This is a genomic window from Mesorhizobium sp. M0018, assembly GCF_040323955.1.
GTDB lineage: Bacteria > Pseudomonadota > Alphaproteobacteria > Rhizobiales > Rhizobiaceae > Mesorhizobium.
The window spans coordinates 179709-205822 of record NZ_JAMYVL010000002.1 but is presented as its reverse complement, the minus strand read 5'-3'; the positions used below and the strand labels follow the sequence as shown (position 1 = coordinate 205822).

The following is a 26114-nucleotide window of genomic DNA, read 5'->3' as shown; positions in this document are numbered from 1 at the left end:
CTACTCCGCCGCCTGCCTGAAGCCGTTCTTCGCCAAAGCCGAGCACTCGGCCATCACCGCGGAAGCCCGCGCGATCGGGTTGGTCAGGTAGAAATCCTTGACCGGCGAGGTGAAGGTGCCCTTGTTCAGCCGCCCGCCGAGCTTGGCAACCCTGGCGATGTCGGCCGGGTCGCCGGCCGCGACATGGTCGATGCGGGCAAGATGCGGGTATTCCGCATAGAGCTTAGCGCGCAGCTGCGGCAGCGAATCGAACGGCAGCTTCTTGCCAAGCACATCCGACAGTGCCCGAAGGATCGCCCAGTCCTCGCGTGCCTCGCCGGGCGCGAAGCCGGCACGGTTGGTCTGCTGCACGCGCCCCTCGGTGTTGACGAAGGTGCCCGACTTCTCGGTATAGGCGGCCCCCGGCAGGATGACGTTGGCGCGATGCGCGCCCTTGTCGCCATGCGTGCCGATATAGACGACGAACGCGCCGCCGGTCTTGGCCATGTCGATTTCGTCGGCGCCGAGCAGGAACAGCACGTCGGTCTCGCCGAGCATGCCGGCGACGTTCCTGCCGCCCTCGCCCGGCACGAAGCCGACATCGAGGCCGCCGACGCGCGCCGCCGCGGTGTGTAGCACGGCAAAGCCGTTCCAATCGGCCCTGGCGGCGTTGACGGCGACGGCGAGCTTCGCCGCCTGGCCGAGCACGGCCGCCCCGTCCGGACGCGCCAGCGCACCCTGTCCGACGATGATCAGCGGATGCGTCGCCTTCTTCAGCAGTTGGAAGAACTTGCCGTTGCCGTCGGCCAGATCCTTCAGCGATTCCGGCCCGGCGCCGAGCTGCTCGTAATCATAGCGCGTATCGCCGACATCGCCGATGACGCCGACCGGCAGATTGCCGGCCCGCCAGCGCTTGCGGATGCGGGCGTTGAGCAAGGATGCCTCGAAGCGCGGATTGGCGCCGATGATCAGCACCGCATCGGCCTGTTCGATGCCTTCGATGGTCGGGTTGAACACATAGCTCGCCCGGCCGAGCGACGGATCGAGTGCGGCGCCGTCCTGGCGGCAGTCGGTGTTCTTTGAGCCGAGCGAAGCCATCAGAAGCTTCAGCGCGTAGATCTCCTCGACGGCGGCAAGATCGCCGGCAATGGCACCGATCTTTTCGGGTGCCGCATTCGACACCGCTTCCTTGATCGCGGCAAAAGCCTCGGCCCAGCTTGCCGGGGCCAGTCTGCCGTCCTTGCGCACATAGGGGCGGTCGAGGCGCTGCGTGCGCAAACCGTCCCAGATGAAGCGGGTCTTGTCGGAAATCCATTCCTCGTTCACCGCCTCGTTGGTACGCGGCAGGATGCGCATCACTTCGCGGCCCCGGCTATCGACGCGGATCGCCGAGCCGACGGCGTCCATCACGTCGATGGATTCGGTCTTGGTCAGTTCCCACGGCCGTGCCTGGAAGGCGTAGGGTTTGGAGGTCAGCGCACCGACCGGGCAAAGGTCGATGACATTGCCTTGCAGTTCCGAAGTCATCGCGCTTTCGAGATAGGTGGTGATCTCGGCATCCTCGCCGCGGCCGATCAGGCCGAGCTCGGATATGCCCGCAATCTCGGTGGTGAAGCGGACGCAGCGCGTGCAATGGATGCAGCGGTTCATGATCGTCTTGACGAGCGGCCCGATATACTTGTCTTCGACCGCCCGCTTGTTCTCATGGTAGCGCGAGGAATCGACTCCGAACGCCATCGCCTGGTCCTGCAGGTCGCACTCGCCGCCCTGGTCGCAGATCGGGCAGTCCAGCGGATGGTTGATCAGCAGGAATTCCATCACGCCTTCGCGCGCCTTCTTGACCATCGGCGTGTTGGTGAAGATTTCCGGCGGCTCGCCATTCGGACCGGGGCGCAGGTCGCGCACGCCCATGGCGCAGGACGCCTGCGGCTTGGGCGGGCCGCCCTTTACTTCGATCAGGCACATGCGGCAATTGCCGGCGATCGACAGCCGCTCATGGAAGCAGAAGCGCGGCACTTCCGCGCCGGCGTCCTCGGCCGCCTGCAGCAGCGTGTAATGGTCGGGTACAGTGATCTCTTTCCCGTCGACCTTGAGCTTTGCCATTTCGCCTCAAACCCCTGCGGACGTTCCGCAATCTTTCCTTCCGGGCGCAGCCGAAACCGCGCACGATATTGAATTCACTTTTTGGCCCCGGCCAACGCGGCCGCCTGACCGATCCAGCCGTCACGGCCGATGCGGCCCTTCAACGACAGGTAATCTTCGACCCAGGCGATCTCTTGCGGCGTCCACGCGGCGATCTGGGCGTATGTCCAGATGCCAAGGCCGTTCAGCACCTTTTCCAGTTTCGGCCCGATGCCCGATATCGCCTTGAGGTCGGCGGGCTCGGCGGGCCGATCCATCGGCTTGGGCTGCTTGAAATCCTCCGGCATCAGTCCGGCCGACGCATCCGCTGCAACGGTGCTGGCATTCGCCAAGCTCCGCGCAGCGGTGCTCGTCGCAATGTCGGTCACATCGTTGGCGAAGGACTGCGCCTCGGCAATCAGGGTTTTGGTCGCCGCGCGTGCCTTGGTCGAGGAGCTTTTGCCGGTCGCGGAAACGCGTTCCGTTCGCGCCTCGAAATCCTCGGCGACCGGCTGCCAAAGCCGCTGCGAGGTCTCGGCCGCGCCTGAAAGCACGCCCATCCAGATACCAAAGGCGTGGTTGGCAAGGCCGATGCCGAGTGCCGTCATCGCCGCCGCGCCCGCGACAGGATGCGCCAGGAGATTGACGGCATTGGCCATCTCCTTCGGCATCATCCTGGTCAGATCCTGGTTCATCTTCAGCAACGGGTCCATATCGGGCGTAAAATCGTCGGGTGTCGAAAACAGCGACATAGGTGGTCTCCTGGTCGTTTCCGTCTGCCCCGCGCTCGTTTCCTCGTGTCGGACATTCGTCCGCATTTTGAATTCTTCTATTCCGCCGCCGCCAGCACCGGTTCGGCACGGTGTGCGTTGCGCGAAAACTCGTCGATGCGCCGCTCCACCTCACCGCGGAAATGCCGCATCAGGCCCTGGATCGGCCATGCTGCCGCATCGCCCAGCGCACAGATCGTGTGGCCCTCGACCTGCTTCGTCACGTCGAGCAGCATGTCGATCTCGCGCTTCTGCGCCTCACCGCGCACCAGCCGTTCCATCACCCGCCACATCCAGCCGGTGCCCTCACGGCAGGGCGTGCACTGGCCGCAGCTCTCGTGCTTGTAGAAATAGGACAGCCGCGCGATCGCTTTCACGATATCGGTCGATTTGTCCATGACGATGACAGCCGCCGTGCCGAGGCCCGATTTCAGGTCGCGCAGCGCGTCGAAATCCATCGGCGCGTCGATGATCTGCTCGGCCGGCACCAGCGGCACCGAGGCGCCGCCCGGAATGACCGCCAGCAGATTGTCCCAGCCGCCGCGGATGCCGCCGCAATGCGTATCGATCAGTTCGCGGAACGGGATCGACATCGCCTCTTCGACGGTGCACGGATTGTTAACGTGGCCGGAGATGCAAAACAGCTTGGTGCCGACATTGTTGGGCCGGCCGAAGGACGAGAACCAGGCGGCACCGCGGCGCAGGATGGTCGGCGCGACAGCGATGGACTCGACATTGTTGACCGTCGTCGGGCAGCCATAGAGGCCGACATTGGCCGGAAATGGCGGCTTCAGCCGCGGCTGGCCCTTCTTGCCCTCGAGGCTTTCGAGCAGCGCCGTTTCCTCGCCGCAGATATAGGCGCCGGCGCCATGGTGCATGTAGATGTCGAAATCGTAGCCGGAGGTATTGTTCTTGCCGATCAGCTTGGCCGCATAGGCCTCGTCTATGGCGCGTTGCAGCGCCTCGCGCTCGCGGATGAACTCGCCGCGCACATAGATGTAGGCGGCGACCGCGCCCATGGCGAAGCCGGCAAGCAGGCAGCCTTCGACCAGCGTGTGCGGGTCATGGCGCAGTATGTCGCGGTCCTTGCAGGTGCCGGGCTCGGATTCGTCGGCATTGACGACGAGATAGCTCGGCCGGCCGTCGCTTTGCTTGGGCATGAACGACCATTTGAGCCCGGTCGGGAAACCGGCGCCGCCGCGGCCGCGCAGGCCCGATGCCTTCATCTCGTTGACGATCCACTCGCGCCCCTTGGCAACGATGCCGGGCGTGTTGTCCCAGGCGCCGCGCGCCATGGCGCCGGCCAGCGACTTGTCGAAGCGGCCGTAGATGTTGTTGAAGATGCGGTCTCTGTCCTGAAGCATTGCTCGTTCCTCAGACCGGCTTCTTGCCGGTCGGCCGGCTCTTGTTTCCGGGCGACGGCTTGGCCGCCTTGGCGGCAGCCTTCGCCGGTTTGACCTTGGCCTCCGGCGCTTTGAAAGCAGACGCCGGCTCGGCCTTGTTCTTGGGGCCCTTGCGCTGTTTCGAGACGTCCTCGACCTGCGGTTCGGCCTTGTTGGCATTGGCGGCCGAATGCAGAGGCGCTGCGACGCTCGCCGCCCTTTCCGCCGCGGGCGCGACTTTCGTCGCCGACGGCGATTTCAGCGCCGGGTTGGTCTCGACCGCGTCGGTCTTCGGCTTGCTGGCATTCGAGGGCGCAACCGGCGCCGGCGCGGCAGGAGCAGCTGGCGGAACTGATGCTGCGGCGGCAGCCGCCGGCTCTGCATACTTGGCCGCCTTGGTCGCCGCCCTGGTTTCCCGGTCGCGGGTCGCCTTGAGGATCGCCTTTTCGCTCTTGAGGGTCGTCAGGCCACTGGCCGGCTCAGAGGTGATGCGGCCGTTTTGCGGTCCTGGCGTCACCGAAGCACCTTTGCCGGCGTCATAGAGGTCGATGATCTCGGCAAGCCGCTCCGGCGTCAAATCCTCATAGGTGTCCTTGAATATCATCACCATCGGTGCGTTGACGCAGGCGCCGAGGCACTCGACCTCCTCCCACGACAGCGTGCCCTTGTCGTTGGTGTGGAACTGGTCGTGATGGATCTTCGAGCGGCACACATCCATCAGCGCTTCCGAGCCGCGCAGCATGCAGGGCGTGGTGCCGCAGACCTGGATATGCGCGCGGGTACCGACCGGATTGAGCTGGTACTGCGTATAGAAGGTGGCGACTTCCAGCCCACGGATATAGGGCATGTCGAGCATGTCGGAGATCGTCTCGATCGCCGCCTTGGTCACCCAGCCTTCCTGCTCCTGCGCCAGCATGAGCAAGGGGATAATCGCGGATTGCTCGCGCCCCTTCGGATATTTCTTGATCCACTGCTTCGCCGCCGCCGCATTCGCCCGATTGAAGGCGAAGGAGGCTGGCTGGAGGCTGGCTTCTGCGAGACGGCGGACTGACATTTAGCTTTTAACTCTGTTGTAGCAGTCGAAATAAAAACGAGGGTCGGACCTGGCCAAGACCGCGGTACTCTCATCGTTTCCGATCTTTCCCCGGGTAGTGTCGACATAGTCGCGATATTCGCGATACCGATCCGAGCAATCCGCGCCAAGGGCCACATTCCAATCCGGATATGCCGTATCGGCATAAAGATACCAACCGGAATCCAGATCCCAAAGTCGGCCCGTCGTGGTTACCCTGCACATGACATCTGTCTTCACGCCCTCAAGGCGGCAGGACACCCAATAGGCTTCCGCCGAGCTGCCCCAGGCGGCAACGGCACCCATGCCTGCCACTCCGGCAGCAAAACCGGCAGCAACATGCAGGGCGCTCCGCATCTTCACCGATCCACCTCCCCGAAGACGATATCGAGGGAGCCAAGCACAGCGGTGACGTCGGCCAACATGTGGCCGCGGCACAAAAAGTCCATGGCTTGCAGATGCGCAAAGCCGGGCGCGCGCAGCTTGCAGCGATAGGGTTTGTTGGTGCCGTCGGAGACGAGATAGACGCCGAACTCGCCTTTCGGCGCCTCGACGGCCGCATAGACCTCGCCGGCCGGCACGCGGTAGCCTTCGGTATAGAGTTTGAAGTGATGGATCAGCGCTTCCATCGAGCGCTTCATCGCCGCGCGCTTCGGCGGCACCACCTTGCCGTCGAGGTTAGACACCGGTCCGCTGCCTTCCTTGCCGAGCAACAAGTCGACGCATTGGCGCATGATCTTGGCCGACTGTCGCATCTCTTCCATGCGCACCAGATAACGGTCGAAACAGTCACCGTTCTTGCCGATCGGAATGTCGAAATCCATCTCGGCATAGCATTCGTAGGGCTGCGATTTGCGCAGGTCCCACGGCGCGCCCGAGCCGCGCACCATGACGCCGGAAAAACCCCAGGCCCAGGCGTCGGCCAGAGACACCGTCGCGATGTCGACATTGCGCTGCTTGAAGATGCGGTTGCCGGTCAAGAGTGAGTCGAGGTCGTCGACCGATTTCAGGAACGGGTCGATCCAGCTGCCGATGTCCTCGATCAGCTTCTGCGGCAGGTCCTGGTGGACGCCGCCGGGGCGGAAATAGGCGGCATGCATGCGCGAGCCGCTGGCACGCTCATAGAACACCATCAGCTTTTCGCGTTCGACGAAGCCCCACAGCGGCGGCGTCAGCGCGCCGACATCCATCGCCTGCGTCGTCACGTTGAGGATATGCGACATGATGCGGCCGATTTCCGAATAGAGAACTCGGATCAACTGGCCCCGCTTCGGCACCTCGATGCCGAGCAACCGCTCGGCGGCGAGCGCAAAGGCGTGCTCCTGGTTCATCGGCGCGCAATAATCGAGCCGGTCGAGATAGGGCACGGCCTGCAGATAAGTCTTGGCCTCGATCAGCTTTTCCGTGCCGCGATGCAACAGCCCGATATGCGGATCGACGCGATCGACGACTTCGCCGTCAAGCTCCAGCACCAGGCGCAAAACGCCGTGCGCCGCTGGATGTTGCGGGCCAAAATTGATGTTGAAGTTGCGAACGGAGGTTTCAGCCATTTACTGCTTTGCCTTTTCGTCGCCTGGAAGGACGTAATCCGTACCTTCCCACGGAGACAGAAAATCGAAATTGCGGAATTCCTGCTTGAGCTCCACCGGCTCGTAGATGACGCGCTTGGCTTCGTCGTCGTAACGCACCTCGACGAAGCCGGTCAGCGGAAAGTCCTTGCGCAGCGGATGGCCTTCAAAGCCGTAATCGGTCAAAATCCGCCGCAGATCCGGATGGCCTGAAAACAGCACGCCGTAAAGATCGTAGGTCTCGCGCTCGAACCAGTCGGCGCCGGGATAAATCCCGGTGATCGACGGCACCAGCGTCTCTTCGTCGGCTTGGACCTTTATGCGGACGCGGATATTCTGCCTCGGCGACAGCAGATGATAGACCACATCGAAGCGCTTTGCCCGCGACGGATAATCGGCGCCGCAAACGTCAATGATCGAAATGAACTGGCATTTCGGGTCGTCGCGCAGGAAGGTCACCACCTCGATCAGGTCGCGCGGCTCGACCGAGATGGTGAGTTCGCCATAGGCGAACACCGCCGCGCCGATCCGGCCGATCAGCTTCTCGCCGAGATAGGTCGAGAGGTCATTCAACGCCTGGGTCATGCCGCTCACCGCTCGATCGTGCCGGTGCGGCGGATCTTCTTCTGCAGCAGAAGGATGCCGTAAAGCAGCGCTTCGGCGCTCGGCGGGCAGCCGGGCACGTAGATGTCGACCGGCACGATGCGGTCGCAGCCGCGCACCACCGAATAGGAATAATGATAATAGCCGCCGCCATTGGCGCAGGAGCCCATCGAGATGACGTAGCGCGGCTCCGGCATCTGATCGTAGACCTTGCGCAGCGCCGGCGCCATCTTGTTGGTCAGCGTGCCGGCGACGATCATGATGTCGGACTGGCGCGGGGACGCGCGCGGCGCGACACCGAACCTCTCCGAGTCATAGCGCGGCATCGAAGTATGGATCATCTCGACGGCGCAGCAGGCGAGGCCAAAGGTCATGAACATCAGCGAGCCGCTGCGCGCCCAGGTGATCAGCGCCTCGGTCGAGGTGACGAGAAAGCCCTTGTCGGCGAGCTCGTTGTTGATCTCCAGGAAGAATGGATCGTCGGACCCGACCGGCCTGCCGGTGTTGGGGTCGATGAGGCCCTTGGGCTTCGGCGCGACGAGCGTACCGGAACTGTCGTTCAATCCCATTCCAGCGCTCCTTTTTTCCATTCATAGGCAAAGCCGATGGTCAGCACCGCCAAAAACACCATCATCGACCAGAAACCGAGCATGCCGATCTGACTGAACGACACCGCCCACGGAAACAGGAAGGCCACCTCCAGATCGAAGATGATGAACAGGATCGACACCAGGTAGAAGCGGATGTCGAATTTCATGCGGGCGTCGTCGAACGAGTTGAAGCCGCACTCATAGGCCGAAAGCTTTTCCGGATCGGGGTTGCGATAGGCCACCAGGAAGGGTGCGGCGAGCAGCGCCAGTCCGACGACCAGCGCCACGCCGATGAACAGGACGATGGGCAGGTACGAACTCAACAATGCGTTCATTCTGCAGCTTTCCGTTGCGGCCAATCCACTCTGATTACAGCACCGGACCCACTTGCGGAAGCGTGACAGTTTAACCACTGAACCGTTTTAAGGGGGCTCTATGCTGCAACGCGGCGAGGGTTAGCGCAGCGCTTTCGGCGAAGCAAGTCAAACCTTGTTCAAATCGCGGTGCTGGACGGCATATCCGGGAAAACTGGTCCGATCCGCTCCTGTTTGATTTCCTTCACTTTTTACTCCACTTTTCTCTCCTGACATGGATGCCGCCAAAACCCTGCTAGCATGGCACGGAATCGCAGGTCATTTTCTCTGTCCAAAATCGTCCGGATGCCGCCTTCATGAAGGAAAAAATCTCGCTTGCCATGGCCCGCCGCATTGCGCTGGCGGCACAGGGATTCAATGACCCGCGCCCCACCGGCACGCCTGACCGCCGGCATCTGGCCCGCGTGCTTGCCCGTACCGGCCTGCTGCAGATCGATTCCGTCAGCGCCGTGGTGCGCGCCCACTATATGCCGCTTTATTCGCGGCTTGGCCCTTACAAGCTGGCGTTGCTCGACAACGCCGCCGTCACGCGCAAGCGCATGGTCTTCGAGTATTGGGCGCATGAAGCCTCGTTCTTGCCGGTCGAGACCTATCCGCTGATGCGCTGGCGCATGCAGCGGGCCGAACGCGGCGACGAAATGTACAGCGGACTGGCCAAATGGGGCCGCGAGCACGCCGCCTATATCGAAGACATCTATCGCGAGGTCGCCGAACGAGGCCCGATCGCGGCGTCGGCTTTCGAAGGCCAGAAGGGTTCGGGCGGCTGGTGGGGCTGGAGCCATGCCAAGCATGCCTTCGAGTGGCTGTTCTGGGCCGGCCGCATCACCACGGCGCATCGCCGCGGCTTCGAGCGGTTCTACGATCTGCCGGAGCGCGTGCTGCCGCCGGCGGTACTCGCGCTACCGGTTCCCTGTCCCGAGGATGCTCACCGCGAATTGCTGCGCATCTCGGCCCGCGCCCACGGCATCGCCACGGCAGGCGACCTGCGCGACTATTTCCGCCTCTCGCCCGCCGACATCAAGGGCCGCATCGAGGAGTTGGTCGAGGCCGGCGACCTGTTGCCGGTGAGCGTCGAAGGCTGGAGCAAAACAGCCTATCTCCACAACGACGCCCGTTTGCCGCGCAGGATCGAGGCGCGCGCCTTGCTCGCGCCGTTCGATCCCGTCGTCTTCGAGCGGTCGCGCACCGAGCGCTTGTTCGACTTCCACTACCGCATCGAGATCTACACGCCGGCCGAAAAGCGCCGGTATGGCTATTATGTGCTGCCATTCCTGCTCGGCGACAGCATCGTCGGGCGCGTCGACCTCAGGGCCGACCGTCCGGCCGGCGTATTGCGCGTCCATGCCGCCTATGCGGAGCCCGGCGCCCCGCCACAAACCGCTGCCGAACTCTTCGAGGAATTGAAGCAGATGCAGGGCTGGCTCGGGCTTGAGCGCATCGAGGTGACCGCTGCCGGCGATTTGGGCCGGCCGCTCGCGGACATCGCCGCGCCATAGACGTGCGTTGACACGACTGCCTCCACAAGCCTAAATCGGTTCCAGACGGTCCCCTGCCCGCAACGGCAGGGGCCAAGAGGGAATGCGGTGCGAAATCTCGATTTCAAATCCGCGGCTGTCCCCGCAACTGTAAGCGACGAGCCAAGGCCGAAAACCACTGGGATATTCCCGGGAAGGCGGCACCCAGGCGATGACCCGCGAGCCAGGAGACCTGCCGTCTAGGACCTAAGAATCCGATGGCCTGGCGGGTTTTCCGGGCAAGGAGCCTGATTTGGAACGCGACAGCAGTTTTCCGGCTGAGACAGCGGATTTATTGTCCGGCCATGGTGATTCCCCGGCCGGCGTTACCGTCATCGTCTGCTCGTCCTGCCGTGACGAGACCGGTTCGGACGCTCATCCGCGCGCCGGCGAACTGCTCGCAGAGGACACGCGCCGCGCTGCTTCCAGCGAAAACATCAAAATCCGCGCCGTCGAATGCCTCGGCAATTGCAAGCGCCGGCTCAGCGCGGCCATGCTGCGCGACGGCTGCTGGAGTTACGTCTTCGGTGATCTGACCACGACCAGCGGCGCCGATCTCGTCACCGGGGCAAAGCTGTTCGCCACCTCGACGGATGGGCTCATTCCATGGCGCGGCCGTCCCGATTGCCTGAAGCGCGGCCTGGTTGCCCGCATCCCTCCCCTTGACCTGTTGAAGGACCTGACATGACCGCTGCCTCCCTTTCGCGCGTTCCCTGCACCGTGGTCACCGGCTTTCTCGGCGCCGGCAAGACGACGTTGATCCGCCATTTGCTCGAAAACGCCAAAGGCAAGCGCCTGGCCATCATCGTCAACGAGTTCGGCGACATCGGCATCGACGGCGAGATCCTGAAGGGCTGCGGCATCGACACCTGCCCCGAGGAAAACATCGTCGAGCTGGCCAATGGTTGCATCTGCTGCACCGTCGCCGATGATTTCGTCCCGGCGCTGGACCAGATCCTGTCGCTGACGCCGAGGGTCGACCACATCCTGATCGAGACATCCGGCCTCGCTTTGCCCAAGCCGCTGGTCCAGGCCTTCCAGTGGCCGTCGGTGAAAAGCCGCGTGACGGTGGACGGCGTCATTGCCGTGGTCGACGGACCGGCGCTGGCTGATGGCCGCGTAGCCAACGACATGGACGCCCTGCAGGCGCAGCGGGCGCAGGACGAGACGCTCGACCATGACGATCCGGTCGAGGAAGTGTTCGAAGACCAGCTCGCCTGCGCCGACCTGATCATCCTGTCGAAGAGCGACCTGATGGACGCAGCCGGCTCGGCCCGTGCCAATGCCGTCATCGGCAAGCACGTTGCGCGGGCGGTGAAGATCGTACCGACTTCGCAAGGCAAGGTCGACCCTTCGGTGCTGCTCGGCCTCGGCCTCGCCGTCGAGGACGACATCGAGAACCGCAAGACCCACCACGACGACGAGCTCGACCACGAACATGACGATTTTGACTCGTTCGTCATCGACATCGCATCTGTGTCCAACCCGAACGAGCTCGCACAACGCGTCGCCACGGCGGCGGAGGAAGAAAACGTGTTGCGCGTCAAGGGTTTCGTCGAAGTCGGCGGCAAGCCGATGCGGCTCCTGCTGCAGGCCGTCGGTCCGCGCGTCAACCACTATTACGACCGCGCCTGGACCGCTGAAGACGACCGCCGCTCGCGCCTCGTCGTCATCGGCCTGAAAGGGCTGAACCGCCCGGCCATCGAGCGTATCCTCGCCGGCTGACCCCAGGTACGAGCCGCGATGCACATCCTCACCACCACATCCGCCTCGCTCGACGATCTCGCCGAGCCTGTCGATCTCAGGCAAACGCCTGCGGATGTCGTGGCGCTGTCCTTCACCGACAGCGACCTGGCCGGGCTGGCGGCGGCGTGGAAGGCAGATGCGCACCGCCTGCCGTCGATGCGGCTCGCCGCCTTGCGCGACCTGCGCCATCCGATGTCCGTCGACCTGTGGATCGACAGTGTCGCCCGCCACGCCAAGGTCATTCTGGTCCGCATCCTCGGCGGCTATGACTGGTGGCGCTATGGCTGCGACCAGCTCGCCGCTATCGCGCGAAATCGCGGTATCAAGCTGGCGCTCCTACCGGGCGAGAGCCACGACGAGGATTTGCGACTGATCGAAGGCTCGACGCTGCCGCGCGAGGAGTTGGACGCCCTGCTTGGCTACTTCCGCGAGGGCGGGCCGGCAAATATGACGGCGCTGGTGCAGAGGCTGGCAAGTCTCGCTGGATCGGGTGCGGCGGTAGCCGAACCTGTTAGCGTGCCAAAGGCGGGATTTTACGAGCCGGGACTGGGGGTCGTAGAACGCGGTGTCCCCCTCCCCCTCGAGGGGAGGGCCCGGCCGCAGGCCGGGGGTGGGGTCCTCTCCGAAGCGCGCCTGCACAAAACGTCGAGCACTGCCGTGACGACCCCACCCGGCCCTGCGGGTCCCCTCGAGGGGGAGGGGGACGTCGTGCCAATTCTCTTCTACCGTTCGATGCTGCTCGCGGCCGATGTCGCGCCCATCGACGCGCTTTTCGAAGCCCTGCGCCACCGCGGCATGGCTCCCGTGCCTATGTTCGTCTCCAGCCTCAAGGACCCGGCGTCGCTCGCCTTTGTCGCAACCGCGCTCGCAACCCTGAAGCCTGCCGCCATCATCACCGCCACAGCTTTCGCCTCGGGTGCCGAGCCCGGCGTTGAAACCCTGTTCGACCGCGCCGGCGTGCCCGTGTTCCAGGTCATCGTCGCAACCACCCGCCGCGACATCTGGCAAACCAATCAGCGCGGCCTGGCGCCCGCCGACCTTGCCATGCATGTCGTCCTGCCCGAGCTCGACGGCCGCATCCTGGCCGGCGCCATTTCATTCAAGGGCGAAAGCGAAACCGACCCGGCGCTGGCCTTCCGCGCCTTCGCCAACCGGCCTGAGCCCGACCGCGTGGCGCAAGTGGCGAACCGTGTCGAGGCCTTCGTGCGCCTGCAGCGGTCGCCGCGTGCGGAGCGCAAGCTCGCCATCCTGATCCCCGACTATCCGAGCGCCCCCGGTCGCACCGGCTACGCGGTTGGTCTCGACGTGCCGTCCAGCGTCCTGGCAATGCTGCACGACCTCAGCGAACAGGGCTACGCCGTTGAAAGCATTCCGCAAACACCGCGCGAGTTGCTGGAGACGCTGGAAAAGGGCGGCCATGGGCTGGCATTGAAGGAGTATTTGACCTTCTCGACGGAATTGCCGCCGTCGGCCATCGCTGCGGTGGAAGCCGCATGGGGAAATCCAGAAGATGAGACAGGTTTGTGCGAGGCACCCCCCTCTGTCCTGCCGGATATCTCCCCCTCAAGGGGGGAGATTAGCAGTTCCGCCACCGGCTCTCCCTTAAGGCCCTCGGTAATTGGCGAAAGTAGAGACAACAGCGCAATCTCCCCCCTTGAGGGGGAGATGTCCGGCAGGACAGAGGGGGGCGCGACAGAACGCCAACCTTCGCTGCTGGTCAGCGAAAAACAATTCGCCTTCCGCACAGCCACCTTCGGCAACGTCACCGTGGCACTCGCCCCTGACCGCGGGCGCTCAGCCGACCGCCGCGCCGACTATCACGACCCGACGCTGCCGCCGCGCCATGCGCTGGTCGCCTTTGGGCTCTGGCTGCGCAAGTCGCTCGGCATCCATGCAATTGTCCATGTCGGCGCCCACGGCACGCTGGAGTGGCTGCCCGGCAAGACCGTGGCGCTCAGCGAAAACTGCTTTCCCGAGATAGTCACCGGTCCCCTGCCCGTCATCTATCCCTTCATCGTCTCCAACCCGGGAGAGGCAGCGCAGGCCAAGCGGCGCATTGCCGCCGTCACGCTCGGCCATCTGCCGCCGCCGCTGACCGGCGCCGGGCTGGACGAAAACCAGCACCGGCTTGAACGACTGGTTGACGAATATGCCCAGGCCGACGGGCTCGACCGCCGCCGCCGCGACCGCCTGGCGAAGCTGATCGTCGAGACGGCGGAAAAGACCGGCCTCGCCTCGGAAGCCGGGGTTGCCCAAACCGACGTCCCCGACGAAGCGCTGCGCCGCATCGACGCCTGGCTCTGCGATCTCAAGGATTTCGCCATCAAGGACGGCCTGCACATTTACGGCCGCTCGCCGGAAGGCGAGGCTGATCCGTTGCGGCGGCAAAGCGCGGCAGCTGAAAAAACCGCGCTGCTTGCCGCCCTCGACGGCCGCCACGTCGCTGCCGGTCCGGCCGGTGCGCCGGCGCGTGGCCGGAGCGATGTGCTGCCCACCGGCCGCAATTTGTTTACCGCCGACCCGCGCACCATGCCGACGCCGACCGCCTATGATCTGGGCAAGGTGGCAGCGGAGGAAGTCGTCCGCAGCTACATGCAATCGCATGGCGACTGGCCGCGCTCGCTGGTCATCGACCTCTGGGGCTCGGCCTCGCTGCGCACCGGCGGTGAGGAGATCGCGCAAGGCCTGGCGCTGATGGGCTGCCGGCCGCAATGGGATTCCGCCACCGGCCGCATCACCGGCATAGATGTGCTGCCGCCGGCAACACTCGGCCGTCCGCGCATTGATGTCACCTGGCGCATATCGGGCCTGTTCCGCGACATGTTCCCGACCCAGATCGCGCTGATCGACGCCGCGGCCAACGCGGTGGCGACCCGCGACGAGGACGATTCGGAAAACCCGCTCGCCGCCAGGGCCCGCATCGACGGCAAGATCAGCCCGCGCATTTTCGGCACCTCGCCGGGCACTTACGGCGCGGGCGTCGAGGACTTGTTGTCGAGCGGCGACTGGGCCGCGCGCGAAGAGATCGGCCGCACCTATCTCGCCGCCACCTCGCACGCCTATGGCGGCTCCGAGGGCAAAGGCATTTCGGCGCCCGGCGCGTTCGAGGATCGCCTCGCCGAGGCCGACCTTCTGGTTCATACCGGCGACGACCCCGGCCGCGACATCCTCGAAGGCTCGGCCGACGTCGCCTTCATCGGCGGCTTTTCGGCAGCGCTTGCCGCGCTCGGCAAGAACGCCGACGTGATCGTGCTCGACACCACGGACCCGCAAAAGCCGAAGCCGCGCTCGATCAGTGAGGCCGTATCCCGGGTAGTTCGCGCCCGCGCGGTCAACCCGCGCTTCATCGCCGGCCAGCTGCGGCACGGGCCGCGCGGCGCCTCGGAATTCGCCGAGACGGTCGACCGGCTGGTCGGCTTTGCCGAGACTACCCATGCCATATCGGGCACGCTGATCGAGGCGGTGCACGACGCCTATCTTGGCGACCCCGTGGTGCGCGCCTTCATCCTGCGCGAGAACCCGGCGGCGGCGAAGGTGATCGCCGAGCGTTTGCTGTCGGCACGGCGGCGCGGGCTCTGGCATCCGCTGCGCAATTCGATCGATGGCGATCTCGCCGCACTGATTGCCGAAGCGCAAGCGCTGGGAGTGGCGGCATGAACGCTTTCTCGCTCCGTGGCGCCTGCCCCGCTTTGTCGGCGCCGATGCAAACCGGTGACGGGCTGCTGGTGCGGCTCAATCCGGTCGCTGGAGGACTGTTGCCGAAGTCGTTGATCGGAGCCTGCGAATCCGCCTTGCGCCATGGCAACGGCATCATGGAAGTGACCGCCCGCGGCAGCCTGCAGATCCGCGGCCTGACGCCGGCAAGCGCGCGGCTGCTGGCGATGGAGGTCGATGCGCTCGGCATCGCTGTGCGCACCGGCGTGCCGGTCGAGACCGGCCCGCTGGCCGGGCTCGACCAGGAGGAGATAGCCGACCCGCGCCCGATGGCGGAGCTGATTCGGGCGGCAATTGAGGACGCCGGTGTTACGCAACGCCTTGGCCCGAAGGTTTCGGTGATTGTTGACGGCGGCGGGCAGCTGACAATGGATGCGGTTACGGCCGATGTCAGGCTGGTCGCGGTGCGGGCCGCCGACGGAATTAAGTGGTGGGTATCGCTCGCCGGAGACGTGCAGGGTGCTACGCCGCTGGCGATATCCGAGGAAGATGCGGCTTGTGACATCGCCGTCGCCATTCTCAGGATGGTTGCCGAAAAGGGCCGCGATGCTCATGCACGGGATTTGACGGCGAGGCAGCTGAGATCTCTCGCAAGTTGGCGATCCGTCGCGCCCCCCTCTGTCCTGCCGGACATCTCCCCCTCTAGGGGGGAGATCGGCAGCTTCGCCGGCGGCTTCCCCCCAGCACCTTCGGCGATTGGCGAAAGCGGAGACGAAGGCGCCATCTCCCCCCTAGAGGGGGAGATGTCCGGCAGGACAGAGGGGGGCGCGAAGGATCGCCGGCCCATCGGAATTTTCGATCTGGCAGCCGGCAGTACCTCCCTCGGCATCGGCCTGCCGTTCGGCAGCATACCAGCGCAAAAGCTTATCGATCTCACCGAACACGCCCTCACCCTCGGCACTACCGAAATCCGCCTGGCGCCGGGTCGCGCGCTGCTTTGGCTTGGCCTCTCCCCAGCCGCATGTCTTTCCCTCCAGAAAACCGCCGCAGCCCTCGGCTTTGTCACCGACGCAGCCGATCCGCGCACCAGGATCGCCGCCTGCCCGGGTGCTCCCGCCTGTGCCTCGGGCCGGATCGCCACCCGCGACATCGCCGAGATCATCGCTACAGAAAACCGCGACATCCTCGATTACTCCTTAACGCTGCACATCTCCGGCTGCGCCAAGGGTTGCGCCCATCCTGGTCCGGCGGCGCTGACCCTGGTCGGTGGCGAAAACGGAGCCGGACTTGTCGTGGACGGGACGGCAAAGGCATTGCCCGCCGGATACAGGCCGGGCTACGACGCCGCGCACGGCATCGGCCGCGTTGCAGCGGTGATCCGCAGCGCACGACATCCCGGCGAAACCGCTGCCGCCTGCCTGGCGAGGCTCGGCGCGGCCGGCATCACCGAAATCTATCGACAGGAATGAGCATGCCCGCCCAGAACGCCTACGACTACATCCGTGACGGCACGGCGATCTACGAGCGCTCCTTCGCCATTATCCGCGCCGAAGCCGACCTGTCGCGCTTTTCCGAAGCCGAGGCCGAAATCGCCATCCGCATGATCCACGCCTGCGGCCAGGTCGAGGCTGCGCGACACTTCGTTTTCTCGAGCGATTTCGTCGCCGCCGCGCGCACGGCGTTGGGGGCCGGCGCGCCGATCTTCTGCGACGCGCAGATGGTCTCGCATGGCGTCACGCGCGCCCGGCTTCCGGCCGGCAACGAGGTGATCTGTACGCTGCGCGATCCACGGACAGCCGACATCGCGAAAAAGATCGGCAATACCCGCTCGGCCGCGGCGATCTACCTGTGGGGCGAGCGCATGGCCCGTTCGGTCGTCGCCATCGGCAATGCGCCGACAGCCCTTTTCTATCTGCTGGAAAAGCTGCGCGACGGCGCCCCGAAGCCGGCGGCGATCATCGGCATGCCGGTCGGGTTTGTCGGCGCCGCCGAATCGAAGGATGCGCTGGCCGAAAATTCCTATGGCGTGCCTTACGCCATCGTGCGCGGCCGGCTGGGCGGCAGCGCCATGACCGCCGCCGCGCTCAACGCTTTGGCGAGGCCGGGCCTATGAATGCGATCGCAAGAGGTCGGCTGGTCGGCGTTGGCACCGGTCCTGGCGACCCGGAACTTTTGACGCTGAAGGCAGTGCGCGCGTTGGCCGAGGCCGAAGTCGTTGCGCATTTCGCCAAGCGCGGCAACAACAGCAACGCGCGGGCCATCGTCGGCGCGCATTTTCGCCCCGATTTGATTGAACTGCCGCTGTTCTATCCGGTGACGACCGAGATCGACAAGGATCACAGCGATTACCGCTCGCAGATATCGGATTTCTACGAAGAGTCGGCCGAAAAGGTCGCCGAGCACCTCAGCGCCGGCAGGATGGTCGCGGTGCTCTCGGAGGGCGATCCGCTTTTCTACGGCTCCTACATGCATCTTCATGTCCGGCTGGCGCACCGCTTTCCGAGCGAAGTCATTCCCGGCGTCACCGCCATGTCCGGCTGCTGGTCGGCGACCGGCCTGCCGATCGTCCAGGGCGACGACGTGCTGACGGTGCTGCCGGGCACCATGAGCGAATTCGAGCTGACGCGTCGCCTCGCCGATACCGACGCTGCGGTGATCATGAAGGTCGGCCGCAACCTGCCCAAGATCAGGCGCGCGCTGGAGGCCACCGACAAGCTGGCGCGGGCCATCTATGTCGAGCGCGGCACCATGCCGGGCGGCGTCTCGATGCGGCTGGCCGATAAAAAGGACGACCAGGCGCCTTATTTCGCCATCGTGCTGGTGGCCGGCTGGTCGGGCCGACCAAGCGCATTGAAAGCCGAAGCATGAGCGGCCGCCTCACTGTCATCGGCCTCGGGCCCGGCAACGCCGACCAGGTGACGCCGGAGGCAAGCCGCGCCGTTGCCGAGGCAAAATTCTTCTACGGCTATAAACCCTATCTCGACCGGCTCGATCTGCGCCCCGACCAGATTCGCGTCGCTTCCGACAATCGCGAGGAACTCGCGCGCTCCAGGGACGCGCTGCTGAAGGCTGTGGAAGGCCACGATGTCGCCGTCGTGTCGGGCGGCGATCCCGGCGTCTTCGCCATGGCCGCGGCCGTCTGCGAGGCGATAGAGGCGGGCCCACCCGAATGGCGCGCGGTCGACATCGCCATCGTGCCCGGTATCACCGCCATGCTCGCCGTCGCCGCCCGCATCGGCGCGCCGCTCGGCCATGATTTCTGCGCCATCTCCCTGTCCGACAATCTGAAGCCGTGGGACCTGATCGAGCTACGCCTGCTGGCGGCAGCCGGCGCCGGCTTCGTAATCGCGCTCTACAACCCGATCAGCAAGGCGCGCCCATGGCAGCTAGGCCGCGCCTTCGAATGCCTTGCTGCGATCCTGCCCGGCACCACGCCGGTGATCTTCGGCCGTGCCGCCGGCCGTCCCGACGAGCGCATCGAGGTTTTTCTGCTGGCCGACGCCGATGCCGCGAAGGCCGACATGTCGACCTGCATCATCATCGGCTCGCCGGAAACCAGAATCATCAAGCGGGGTGACAAGGCCGCGCTGGTCTACACGCCGCGTTCGGCAGCGGGCCCAAGAACATGACCGACCAGAAAATGATCGACCATCGCGGCAAGAGATTCGACGGTCTCAGCCGACGTGACGTCCGGCAGCGCCGGCCTGCGGATCATCACCACCTCGATTCCCAGCGCTCGCGCCGCCGCGATCTTGCCGTAGGTCGCCTCGCCGCCGCTGTTTTTGGAAACAACGACTTCGATGTGGTGTTGCAGAAGCAGTGCATGTTCGTCGACTTCCCGAAACGGCCCGCGCGCCAAGAGATAGGTCGCATCGGGCACAGCGAGCCTGGGCTCGACCGGGTCGACACTGCGGATGAGATAATGATGCTGGGGACCGGCCTTGAAGGCAGCGACCTCCTGTCGCCCGAGCGCCAGGAACACGCGGCGCGGCACCGATCCCAGAGCCGTCACCGCGCTGGCAACGGTGTCGACCAACATCCAGCGATCACCTTCGACCGCCTCCCATCCGGGACGCCTGAGCGCAACGATAGGCACGCCGGTCATGCGCGCTGCTTCCGCCGCATTGGCAGAGATTCGCGCCGCATAGGGATGCGTGGCGTCGATCAGCAGGTCGATCTTGTTCTGGCGGAGATACGCCGCCAGCCCGCCGGCACCGCCGAAGCCGCCGACCCGCACCGGCACCCCCTGCGCGGCCGGGTTTTCGGTGCGGCCGGCCAGCGACAGCATGACCGAAATATCCGCGCGCGCGGCCAGCTTTCCGGCCATTTGCCGGGCTTCCGTGGTTCCGCCGAGGATCAGAATGCGGTGGGTCGTCATGCCTGCTGAAGCTCCGCGCGGCGCCAAGCTCACCTCAAAGTGGCTCACGATCATCGGCATCGGCGAGGACGGTGTAGCGGGTCTCGGCGACGAGGCCAAGCGGTTGATCGCGGAGGCCGAATTCGTCTTCGGCGGCAAGCGCCACCTTGCCCTCGTCGCGTCGCTCGCCAAAGGTGAAGCGCGCGCCTGGCCGACACCTTTCGATGCCGAGATGCGCGACGTGCTGGCGCTCTCCGGCAGACGCGTCTGCGTGCTGGCCTCCGGCGATCCCCTCTACCACGGTGTCGGCGTCACCCTCGCCCGCAAGGTCGCGGCAGAGGGTATGCGGGTGATCCCCGCGCCCTCGGCCTTTTCGCTGGCCGCCTCACGCCTGGGCTGGGCGCTGCAGGACGTCGAGACCATTTCGCTGCATGGCCGCTCGCTCGACCTGATCCGGCCGTCGCTGCATCCTTGCACCCGCATTCTCGCGCTGACCTCGGACAGCGATGCACCGGGAGCGATTGCCCGTCTCATGACCGAACTTGGCTTCGGCGCTTCGCGGTTGATGGTGCTGGAGGCGCTGGGTGGGCCGAACGAAAGCCTGCGCTCGGCGAGCGCCGGCACTTTCGACCTCGAAAAGATCAACCCGCTCAACGTGCTCGCGATCGAAGTTGAATCGACTTCGCAAGCACGCATCCTGCCGCTGACACCGGGACTTGCCGATCATTTGTTCGAGCATAACGGCCAGATCACCAAACGCGAAGTGCGCGCCATCACCCTGTCCGCTCTCGCGCCAAGACGCGGCGAACTGCTGTGGGACATCGGCGCCGGATCGGGCTCCATTGGCATCGAATGGATGCTGGCGCATCCCTCCATGCGCGCCATTGCCGTTGAGGCCGATCCGACCCGCGCCGCGCGCATCCGACGCAACGCCGCGGCTTGCGGCGTTCCCAGTCTCACCGTCGTCGAAGGTTCGGCACCGCAAGCTCTTGCCGGGCTGGAGACGCCCGCGGCGATCTTCATCGGCGGCGGCGGCAGCGATGCCGGCGTGCTGGAAGGAGCCATCGATGCCTTGCCTGCCGGCGGCCGCCTCGTCGCCAATGCGGTGACCCTGGAGATGGAGGCGCTGCTGCTTTCCCGTCACGCCGCGCACGGCGGCCAGCTCGCCCGCATCGCTGTATCCCGTGCTTCGCCGGTTGGTTCGATGCAGGCCTGGCGGCCGGCTATGCCGGTCACTCAATGGAGTTGGGTCAAGCCATGATGGTCGCGGGCATCGGCAGCCGCAAAGGCGTCAGCGCAACGGACGTGCTTGCCGCGGTAGAAACCGCGCTGGAGGCGCACGGGCTTGCCCTGCCCGCGCTTTCGGCCCTCGCGACCGCGTCTCTCAAGCAGGATGAGGCGGCAATCTTCGACGCCGGACGCGAACTCCGCCTTCCGGTAATCGTTGTCGGGCAGGACGAACTCAAAGCCGCATCTACGACCAGCCGTTCCGACCTATCGCAGGAGCATGCCGGCACGCCGTCAGTTTCCGAAGCCTCGGCGCTTGCCGCCGCCGGCAAAGGCGCAAAACTGCTCGGGCCGCGCACCGTGCTCGGTGCTGTCACTTGCGCCATCGCCATCAGCGGAGAGGCGGCATGACCGTTCACTTCATCGGTGCCGGCCCGGGTGCTGCCGACCTCATCACCTTGCGCGGCAGCCGCCTGCTCGGCAGTTGTCCCGTCTGCCTCTATGCCGGATCGATCGTCGCGCCCGAGCTGTTGCAGCACTGCGCGCCCGGAACGAGGTTGATCGACACCGCGCCGATGTCGCTCGACGAGATCGAGGCCGAATATCTGGCCGCCCACGCGGCCGGCAATGATGTCGCCCGCCTGCATTCCGGCGATCTTTCGGTGTGGAGCGCCGTTGCCGAGCAGATCCGCCGGTTGGAAAAGCACGGCATTCCCTACACGCTGACGCCGGGCGTGCCGTCATTCGCCGCTGCGGCGGCAGCGCTGCGCCGCGAGCTGACCATTCCAGAAGTCGCGCAAAGCCTGGTGTTGACCCGAATCTCCGGCCGCGCCTCGAAAATGCCGCCCGGCGAAACGCTGGCCGGCTTCGGCCGCACCGGCGCCACGCTGGCCATCCACCTTGCCATCCACGCCATCGACCGCGTCGTCGCCGAGCTGACGCCGCATTGCGGCGCCGACTGCCCGGTCGCGGTCGTCTTCCGTGCCTCCTGGCCGGACGAGCGCGTGCTGACCGGCACGCTGGCCACCATCGAGGCGCAATTGGCCGCCGATCCGATGGAACGCACGGCAATCATCTTCGTCGGCCGCTCGCTGGCGGCCGAAGGCTTTGGCGAAAGTTCACTGTATGACGCGCATTACCAGCGGCGCTTTCGCGGACGGGACGGATTGTGAGCGGCAGCAATAGAAACACTACGGTCGAGCAGGCGCTCACCCGGCTGAACTTCAAGCCGCGCCAGCTGGAGCCCGGTCACGTCTGGCTAGCCGGTGCCGGCCCTGGCGATCCCGGCTGCCTGACGCTGGAAGTGCTGGCCGCCCTCGGACAGTGCGACGCGCTGGTTTATGACGCGCTGGTCTCGCCCGCGGTCGTCGCCGTCGCCGAGGGCGCGGAACTGTTCTATGCCGGCAAACGCGGCGGCAAGCCGTCGATGAAGCAGGACGACATAACCGCTCTGCTGGTCCGGCTGGCGCGCGCGGGCCGGCGCGTCGTCAGGCTGAAGGGCGGCGACCCCTATATTTTCGGGCGTGGCGGCGAAGAGGCGCTGGCGCTGGCCGGGGAAACTATCCCGTTCCGCATCCTGCCTGGCCTGACGTCCGGCCTCAGCGCGCTGGCCGCGACCGGCATTCCCGGCACCATGCGCGGCATCAACAAGGCGCTGATCCTGGCGACCGGCCATGCCGCCGGCACCGATGATGATCTCGACTGGGCGGCAATCGCTCGCACCGGCCAGCCGGTGGTCATCTATATGGGTATGGCCAACCTGCCGCTGATCGCCGCTTCGCTGCTCGAGGGCGGCCTGCCATCTTCGACGCCCGCCGCGGCCATCGTTGCCGCGACGACGCCGCAGGAGCGTATCGTCGTCGCCACGCTCGCGACGATTGCCGAGGAAACGGCCGCAGCCGGCTTGACCTCGCCGGCGCTGATCGTCGTCGGCGGGATCGTCGGGATGCGCGCGGCACTGGCGGGTGAGCCATGACCCGCGCCATCATCATCGGCGCGCCGCGCTCGGGCTCGGGCAAGACCAGCGTCACCATCGGCATTCTACGCGCCCTCGCCCGGCGCGGCCTGAAAGTGCGCGGCGCCAAATCCGGCCCGGACTATATCGATCCCGGCTTCCACACCGCCGCCACCGGGTTGTCCGGCATCAATCTCGACAGTTGGGCAATGCCGCCCGCCCTGCTCAACGCACTGGCCGGCGAAGCGACCGAGGACGCCGACTTCATCTTCCTCGAAAGCGCCATGGGCCTGTTCGACGGGATCCCTGCTGCTCCGGGCCGTTCCGGCTCGGCCGCCGATCTCGCCCGGCTCTATGGCCTGCCGGTGCTGCTGGTGCTCGACGTCTCCGGACAGTCGACCACGGCGGCGGCCGTCGCCAAGGGCTTTGCTATTTATGACCCCGATGTGCGCATGGCCGGGGTCGTGCTCAACCGGCTGGGCAGCGAGCGCCACCGCCGGCTATGCGGCGATGCCATCGAGGCACTTGGCCTGCCTGTCGTCGGCGCCATCCTGCGCGATCCCTCGCTCAACCTGCCCGAGCGCCATCTCGGCCTCGTCCAGGCCGGCGAATATGAGAATCTGATGGCGCATCTCGACCGGCTGGCCGACATGGTCGAGCGCTCGCTCGATCTCGAGGCCATCATGGCGCTGGCGGCGCCATTCACGCCCGCGCCGGGCAATTTCGACGACGCGCTGCCGCCGCCCGGCCAGCGCATCGCATTGGCCGAGGACGCCGCCTTCACCTTCCTCTATCCGCACGTTGCCGCGCATTGGCGCAAGGCCGGCGCCGAGATCGTTCCGTTCTCGCCGCTCACCGATGAGGCGCCAGGCGACGATTGCGATGTCTGCTGGCTGCCCGGCGGCTATCCCGAGCTTCATGCCGGCCGCCTCGCGGCCGCGGCGAATTTCAGGGCCGGCACGGCGCGGTTCGCCGCCACGCGGTCGGTGCACGGCGAGTGCGGCGGCTTCATGGTGTTGGGCGAAGCGCTCGAGGACGCGTCGGGCGAGACGCATCGGATGCTTGGCCTCCTCGGCCATTCGACCAGCTTCGCCAAGCGCAAGATGAATCTCGGCTACCGCGAGGCGCGGCTGCGGTCCGGCTGTCCGCTCGGCAGCCAAGGCACGCTGATCCGCGGCCATGAATTCCACTACGCGCAGATGATTGCGACCGGCAATGACGAGCCGCTGGCCGACCTCGCCGACGGTCAAGGAAATCCGCTCGGCGCCTCGGGCTACCGGCGCGGCAATGTCAGCGGCACGTTCTTCCATGCCATTGCGAGGGGCGGATGAAGGCCTCGCAACAGCAAATTCTCGATGATATCGCGCTTTGCCTCGTCTTCTTTACCCGGCTGCCGCTGCCGCGAGCCGACTTCCGTGGCCGCAGCCTTGCCGCTGCGATCTGGGCTGCACCCGTTGCCGGCCTCGCCGTCGCTGTTGTCGGTGGGCTGGTCTACGCCGTGGGCACAAGGCTCGGCCTTGCCACGGCTCCCGCTGCCGCATTGACCCTTGCCGCGATCCTGCTCGCCACCGGCTGCCTGCATGAAGACGGGCTTTCGGATGTCGCCGACGGCTTTGGCGGCGGCAAGACACGCGACGGCAAACTCGAGATCATGCGCGACAGCCGCATCGGTGCCTACGGCGCCTGCGCGCTCGGCATCTCGCTGCTGATCCGCTGGAGCGTGCTCTCTGGATTCGCCGGCCCGGCCCATGTCTTCTGGGCCCTCATTGCCGCGCATGCGGGCTCGCGCGGCCTGCTCGGCGCCTTCATGCACCTGCTGCCGCCGGCCCGCGCCGACGGCCTCTCGGCTGATGCAGGCTTAGTCACCGCCGAAACCGCGGGTGTCGGTGCCGCGCTCGGTGCGATCGCGCTGCTAACGCTTGGGGTCGGCGCTGCCATCTTGGCGCTCGTCCTGCTTGCGTTTCTGTTTGCCGCGTTCCGGGCGCTTTGCCTGAACCAGGTCGGCGGCCAGACCGGTGACACCGTCGGTGCCCTGCAGCAGCTGGGCGAGATCGCAATCCTGCTCGTCGCTTCCGTTTCCCTTTCCTGACTCTGTTTCGGAGATTTTGCCCCCATGCCTTTCAAATCGCTCGATGAACTGCGCGCCGCCTGCCTCGACCTGCCCATTGGCAGCGACGCCGCGGCCAATGCCGTCGCCCGCCGCCAGGACACGCTGACCAAGCCGCAAGGCAGCCTTGGCCGGCTGGAGACGATAGTCGCCTGGCTGGCGCGCTGGCAGGGCCGCGACATGCCAAAGCTCGACCGTGTCAAGGTCTTGGTCTTCACCGGCAATCACGGCGTCACCGCGCAAGGCGTGTCGGCCTTCCCGTCGGAGGTCACCGTGCAGATGGTGGCGAATTTCGCCGGCGGCGGCGCCGCCATCAACCAGCTTGCCCGCGTCGCCGGCGCCGAACTCGACGTCATCCCGCTCGACCTCGACCGTCCGACCGGCGACTTCACGCAAGAGCCCGCGATGGACGACGAGGCCTTCCTCGCCGCTGTCTCCGCCGGCTACGACGCGATCAGCAGGGATCTCGACCTCGTCTGCTTCGGCGAAATGGGCATCGGCAACACCACGCCGGCGGCGGCCATCTCGACCGCGCTGTTCGGCGGCGGCGCGGAGCGATGGACCGGGCGTGGCACAGGCGTCGACGATGCCGGCCTCGTGCGCAAGATCGTCGCCATCGAGGCCGGCCTGAAGCGCCATGCCCCGGCGCTAGCTGACCCCCTGAAGATAGCAGCAGCCCTCGGCGGCCGCGAACTTGCAGCGATCCTTGGTGCGACGCTGGCGGCGCGCCATCTCGGCGTGCCGGTATTGCTCGACGGCTTCGTTTGCACCGCCGCCGCGGCACCCTTGGCGAGATTGTATTCTGCCGGCCTCGCTCACACACTGGCCGCTCACGTCTCTGCTGAATCCGGCCATCGCCGGCTGCTGGAGGCACTCGACCTGCCGCCCTTGCTCGACCTCGGCATGCGGCTCGGCGAAGGCTCCGGCGCCTGCCTCGCGGTCAACATCGTCCGCTCGGCATTGGAATGCCACGCCCGCATGGCAAGCTTTGCAGAGGCCGGCGTGTCGGAGAAGTAGGCGCTCGCAGAGGGTGCGGTTAACCGGCCCTTGCGCCGAGCGGAGGCGTCGCGTTTGATCAAGGCGGGCGGAGGAGAAA

25 protein-coding genes and 1 riboswitch are annotated in these 26114 nt (G+C 65.9%); of the genes, 15 read left to right on the top strand and 10 right to left on the bottom strand.

Features of this window, described 5'->3' with window-relative positions; all coding sequences use genetic code 11:
- The 9 genes from nuoG to NKJ81_RS03220 form a co-directional block, all read right to left on the bottom strand.
- Entirely contained in the window at nucleotides 1-2082 is a 2082-nt protein-coding gene (gene nuoG / locus NKJ81_RS03260; RefSeq protein WP_023676624.1) for an NADH-quinone oxidoreductase subunit NuoG, read from the bottom strand.
- A 74-nt stretch (nucleotides 2083-2156) separates the two neighbouring features.
- Nucleotides 2157-2852 carry a helix-hairpin-helix domain-containing protein gene (locus tag NKJ81_RS03255; protein WP_352539620.1) on the bottom strand — a complete coding sequence of 232 codons (696 nt, stop codon included), beginning with the start codon at nucleotides 2850-2852 and terminating at the stop codon, nucleotides 2157-2159.
- A gap of 77 nt (nucleotides 2853-2929) precedes the next feature.
- Nucleotides 2930-4234 carry an NADH-quinone oxidoreductase subunit NuoF gene (gene nuoF, locus NKJ81_RS03250; protein WP_352539619.1) on the bottom strand — a complete coding sequence of 435 codons (1305 nt, stop codon included), beginning with the start codon at nucleotides 4232-4234 and terminating at the stop codon, nucleotides 2930-2932.
- A gap of 10 nt (nucleotides 4235-4244) precedes the next feature.
- Nucleotides 4245-5306: an NADH-quinone oxidoreductase subunit NuoE gene (gene nuoE / locus NKJ81_RS03245; RefSeq protein WP_352539618.1), complete on the bottom strand. Its 1062-nt coding sequence runs from the start codon at nucleotides 5304-5306 to the stop codon at nucleotides 4245-4247.
- Nucleotides 5307-5687, bottom strand: a complete 381-nt coding sequence (locus tag NKJ81_RS03240) for a hypothetical protein (RefSeq protein WP_352539617.1) — start codon at nucleotides 5685-5687, stop codon at nucleotides 5307-5309. It abuts the gene before it with no gap.
- Nucleotides 5684-6874, bottom strand: a complete 1191-nt coding sequence (locus tag NKJ81_RS03235; protein ID WP_352539616.1) for an NADH-quinone oxidoreductase subunit D — start codon at nucleotides 6872-6874, stop codon at nucleotides 5684-5686. Before NKJ81_RS03235 ends, NKJ81_RS03240 begins: the two co-directional genes overlap by 4 nt.
- Entirely contained in the window at nucleotides 6875-7477 is a 603-nt protein-coding gene (locus tag NKJ81_RS03230; protein WP_352539615.1) for an NADH-quinone oxidoreductase subunit C, read from the bottom strand. It lies immediately after the preceding gene.
- A gap of 5 nt (nucleotides 7478-7482) precedes the next feature.
- Nucleotides 7483-8064, bottom strand: coding sequence for a NuoB/complex I 20 kDa subunit family protein (locus NKJ81_RS03225; protein WP_023670824.1), 582 nt, complete (start codon nucleotides 8062-8064; stop codon nucleotides 7483-7485).
- Nucleotides 8055-8420: an NADH-quinone oxidoreductase subunit A gene (locus tag NKJ81_RS03220; protein ID WP_023798850.1), complete on the bottom strand. Its 366-nt coding sequence runs from the start codon at nucleotides 8418-8420 to the stop codon at nucleotides 8055-8057. Before NKJ81_RS03220 ends, NKJ81_RS03225 begins: the two co-directional genes overlap by 10 nt.
- Before the next feature lie 335 nt (nucleotides 8421-8755).
- Between NKJ81_RS03220 and NKJ81_RS03215 the strand changes: the two genes are divergently transcribed.
- From NKJ81_RS03215 to NKJ81_RS03180, 8 genes are all read left to right on the top strand, one after another.
- Nucleotides 8756-9955, top strand: coding sequence for a winged helix-turn-helix domain-containing protein (locus NKJ81_RS03215; RefSeq protein WP_352539614.1), 1200 nt, complete (start codon nucleotides 8756-8758; stop codon nucleotides 9953-9955).
- 29 nt (nucleotides 9956-9984) lie between these two features.
- Nucleotides 9985-10188, top strand: a riboswitch (cobalamin riboswitch).
- 38 nt (nucleotides 10189-10226) lie between these two features.
- Nucleotides 10227-10661 (top strand): DUF1636 family protein, encoded by a 435-nt coding sequence (locus tag NKJ81_RS03210; protein ID WP_352539613.1) that lies wholly within the window; start codon nucleotides 10227-10229, stop codon nucleotides 10659-10661.
- The gene (gene cobW / locus NKJ81_RS03205; RefSeq protein WP_352539612.1) at nucleotides 10658-11698 is read left to right on the top strand and encodes a cobalamin biosynthesis protein CobW; all 1041 of its coding nucleotides are present in this window, start codon (nucleotides 10658-10660) and stop codon (nucleotides 11696-11698) included. Before NKJ81_RS03210 ends, cobW begins: the two co-directional genes overlap by 4 nt.
- Before the next feature lie 18 nt (nucleotides 11699-11716).
- Nucleotides 11717-15376 carry a cobaltochelatase subunit CobN gene (locus tag NKJ81_RS03200; protein ID WP_352539611.1) on the top strand — a complete coding sequence of 1220 codons (3660 nt, stop codon included), beginning with the start codon at nucleotides 11717-11719 and terminating at the stop codon, nucleotides 15374-15376.
- Nucleotides 15373-16842, top strand: a complete 1470-nt coding sequence (gene cobG, locus NKJ81_RS03195; RefSeq protein WP_352539610.1) for a precorrin-3B synthase — start codon at nucleotides 15373-15375, stop codon at nucleotides 16840-16842. The genes NKJ81_RS03200 and cobG overlap by 4 nt, the downstream gene beginning before the upstream one ends.
- Nucleotides 16839-17486, top strand: coding sequence for a precorrin-8X methylmutase (locus NKJ81_RS03190; protein ID WP_352539609.1), 648 nt, complete (start codon nucleotides 16839-16841; stop codon nucleotides 17484-17486). The genes cobG and NKJ81_RS03190 overlap by 4 nt, the downstream gene beginning before the upstream one ends.
- Nucleotides 17483-18241 (top strand): precorrin-2 C(20)-methyltransferase, encoded by a 759-nt coding sequence (locus NKJ81_RS03185; RefSeq protein WP_352539608.1) that lies wholly within the window; start codon nucleotides 17483-17485, stop codon nucleotides 18239-18241. The genes NKJ81_RS03190 and NKJ81_RS03185 overlap by 4 nt, the downstream gene beginning before the upstream one ends.
- Nucleotides 18238-19002: a precorrin-3B C(17)-methyltransferase gene (locus NKJ81_RS03180; RefSeq protein WP_352539607.1), complete on the top strand. Its 765-nt coding sequence runs from the start codon at nucleotides 18238-18240 to the stop codon at nucleotides 19000-19002. The genes NKJ81_RS03185 and NKJ81_RS03180 overlap by 4 nt, the downstream gene beginning before the upstream one ends.
- On the opposite strand, the gene NKJ81_RS03175 is transcribed toward NKJ81_RS03180, so the two are convergent.
- Entirely contained in the window at nucleotides 18966-19751 is a 786-nt protein-coding gene (locus NKJ81_RS03175; RefSeq protein WP_352539606.1) for a cobalt-precorrin-6A reductase, read from the bottom strand. The two genes, NKJ81_RS03180 and NKJ81_RS03175, sit on opposite strands and share 37 nt — an antisense overlap.
- Here NKJ81_RS03175 and cbiE point away from each other — a divergent pair.
- Genes cbiE through cobT form a run of 7 tightly spaced genes read left to right on the top strand, consistent with a single transcriptional unit; the run spans nucleotide 19750 to nucleotide 26035 of the window.
- Entirely contained in the window at nucleotides 19750-20991 is a 1242-nt protein-coding gene (cbiE, locus tag NKJ81_RS03170) for a precorrin-6y C5,15-methyltransferase (decarboxylating) subunit CbiE (protein WP_352539605.1), read from the top strand. The two genes, NKJ81_RS03175 and cbiE, sit on opposite strands and share 2 nt — an antisense overlap.
- A complete protein-coding gene (locus tag NKJ81_RS03165; protein ID WP_352539604.1) occupies nucleotides 20988-21368 on the top strand; it encodes a cobalamin biosynthesis protein in 381 nt (126 codons plus the stop codon). The genes cbiE and NKJ81_RS03165 overlap by 4 nt, the downstream gene beginning before the upstream one ends.
- Nucleotides 21365-22129, top strand: a complete 765-nt coding sequence (gene cobM / locus NKJ81_RS03160) for a precorrin-4 C(11)-methyltransferase (RefSeq protein WP_352539603.1) — start codon at nucleotides 21365-21367, stop codon at nucleotides 22127-22129. Before NKJ81_RS03165 ends, cobM begins: the two co-directional genes overlap by 4 nt.
- A complete protein-coding gene (cobA, locus tag NKJ81_RS03155; RefSeq protein ID WP_352539602.1) occupies nucleotides 22126-22932 on the top strand; it encodes a uroporphyrinogen-III C-methyltransferase in 807 nt (268 codons plus the stop codon). The genes cobM and cobA overlap by 4 nt, the downstream gene beginning before the upstream one ends.
- Nucleotides 22929-24242 carry a cobyrinic acid a,c-diamide synthase CobB gene (locus tag NKJ81_RS03150; protein ID WP_352539601.1) on the top strand — a complete coding sequence of 438 codons (1314 nt, stop codon included), beginning with the start codon at nucleotides 22929-22931 and terminating at the stop codon, nucleotides 24240-24242. The genes cobA and NKJ81_RS03150 overlap by 4 nt, the downstream gene beginning before the upstream one ends.
- Nucleotides 24239-25000 carry an adenosylcobinamide-GDP ribazoletransferase gene (locus NKJ81_RS03145; RefSeq protein ID WP_352539600.1) on the top strand — a complete coding sequence of 254 codons (762 nt, stop codon included), beginning with the start codon at nucleotides 24239-24241 and terminating at the stop codon, nucleotides 24998-25000. The genes NKJ81_RS03150 and NKJ81_RS03145 overlap by 4 nt, the downstream gene beginning before the upstream one ends.
- Nucleotides 25001-25024: 24 nt before the next feature.
- The gene (gene cobT / locus NKJ81_RS03140; protein ID WP_352539599.1) at nucleotides 25025-26035 is read left to right on the top strand and encodes a nicotinate-nucleotide--dimethylbenzimidazole phosphoribosyltransferase; all 1011 of its coding nucleotides are present in this window, start codon (nucleotides 25025-25027) and stop codon (nucleotides 26033-26035) included.
- Nucleotides 26036-26114: the final 79 nt, after the last annotated feature.

What these genes read in the sequence shown, in the direction of transcription:
- cobW (WP_352539612.1), top strand. Translation starts at nt 10,658, where the DNA reads ATGACCGCTGCCTCCCTTTCGCGCGTTCCCTGCACCGTGGTCACCGGC.
- cbiE (WP_352539605.1), top strand. Translation starts at nt 19,750, where the DNA reads ATGCCTGCTGAAGCTCCGCGCGGCGCCAAGCTCACCTCAAAGTGGCTC.
- NKJ81_RS03220 (WP_023798850.1), bottom strand. Translation starts at nt 8,420, where the DNA reads ATGAACGCATTGTTGAGTTCGTACCTGCCCATCGTCCTGTTCATCGGC.
- NKJ81_RS03255 (WP_352539620.1), bottom strand. Translation starts at nt 2,852, where the DNA reads ATGTCGCTGTTTTCGACACCCGACGATTTTACGCCCGATATGGACCCG.
- NKJ81_RS03190 (WP_352539609.1), top strand. Translation starts at nt 16,839, where the DNA reads ATGAGCATGCCCGCCCAGAACGCCTACGACTACATCCGTGACGGCACG.
- NKJ81_RS03145 (WP_352539600.1), top strand. Translation starts at nt 24,239, where the DNA reads ATGAAGGCCTCGCAACAGCAAATTCTCGATGATATCGCGCTTTGCCTC.
- cobG (WP_352539610.1), top strand. Translation starts at nt 15,373, where the DNA reads ATGAACGCTTTCTCGCTCCGTGGCGCCTGCCCCGCTTTGTCGGCGCCG.
- NKJ81_RS03185 (WP_352539608.1), top strand. Translation starts at nt 17,483, where the DNA reads ATGAATGCGATCGCAAGAGGTCGGCTGGTCGGCGTTGGCACCGGTCCT.
- NKJ81_RS03230 (WP_352539615.1), bottom strand. Translation starts at nt 7,477, where the DNA reads ATGACCCAGGCGTTGAATGACCTCTCGACCTATCTCGGCGAGAAGCTG.
- NKJ81_RS03215 (WP_352539614.1), top strand. Translation starts at nt 8,756, where the DNA reads ATGAAGGAAAAAATCTCGCTTGCCATGGCCCGCCGCATTGCGCTGGCG.
- NKJ81_RS03225 (WP_023670824.1), bottom strand. Translation starts at nt 8,064, where the DNA reads ATGGGATTGAACGACAGTTCCGGTACGCTCGTCGCGCCGAAGCCCAAG.
- NKJ81_RS03200 (WP_352539611.1), top strand. Translation starts at nt 11,717, where the DNA reads ATGCACATCCTCACCACCACATCCGCCTCGCTCGACGATCTCGCCGAG.
- NKJ81_RS03180 (WP_352539607.1), top strand. Translation starts at nt 18,238, where the DNA reads ATGAGCGGCCGCCTCACTGTCATCGGCCTCGGGCCCGGCAACGCCGAC.
- NKJ81_RS03235 (WP_352539616.1), bottom strand. Translation starts at nt 6,874, where the DNA reads ATGGCTGAAACCTCCGTTCGCAACTTCAACATCAATTTTGGCCCGCAA.
- nuoG (WP_023676624.1), bottom strand. Translation starts at nt 2,082, where the DNA reads ATGGCAAAGCTCAAGGTCGACGGGAAAGAGATCACTGTACCCGACCAT.
- nuoF (WP_352539619.1), bottom strand. Translation starts at nt 4,234, where the DNA reads ATGCTTCAGGACAGAGACCGCATCTTCAACAACATCTACGGCCGCTTC.
- NKJ81_RS03175 (WP_352539606.1), bottom strand. Translation starts at nt 19,751, where the DNA reads ATGACGACCCACCGCATTCTGATCCTCGGCGGAACCACGGAAGCCCGG.
- nuoE (WP_352539618.1), bottom strand. Translation starts at nt 5,306, where the DNA reads ATGTCAGTCCGCCGTCTCGCAGAAGCCAGCCTCCAGCCAGCCTCCTTC.
- NKJ81_RS03150 (WP_352539601.1), top strand. Translation starts at nt 22,929, where the DNA reads ATGACCCGCGCCATCATCATCGGCGCGCCGCGCTCGGGCTCGGGCAAG.
- NKJ81_RS03165 (WP_352539604.1), top strand. Translation starts at nt 20,988, where the DNA reads ATGATGGTCGCGGGCATCGGCAGCCGCAAAGGCGTCAGCGCAACGGAC.
- cobT (WP_352539599.1), top strand. Translation starts at nt 25,025, where the DNA reads ATGCCTTTCAAATCGCTCGATGAACTGCGCGCCGCCTGCCTCGACCTG.
- cobM (WP_352539603.1), top strand. Translation starts at nt 21,365, where the DNA reads ATGACCGTTCACTTCATCGGTGCCGGCCCGGGTGCTGCCGACCTCATC.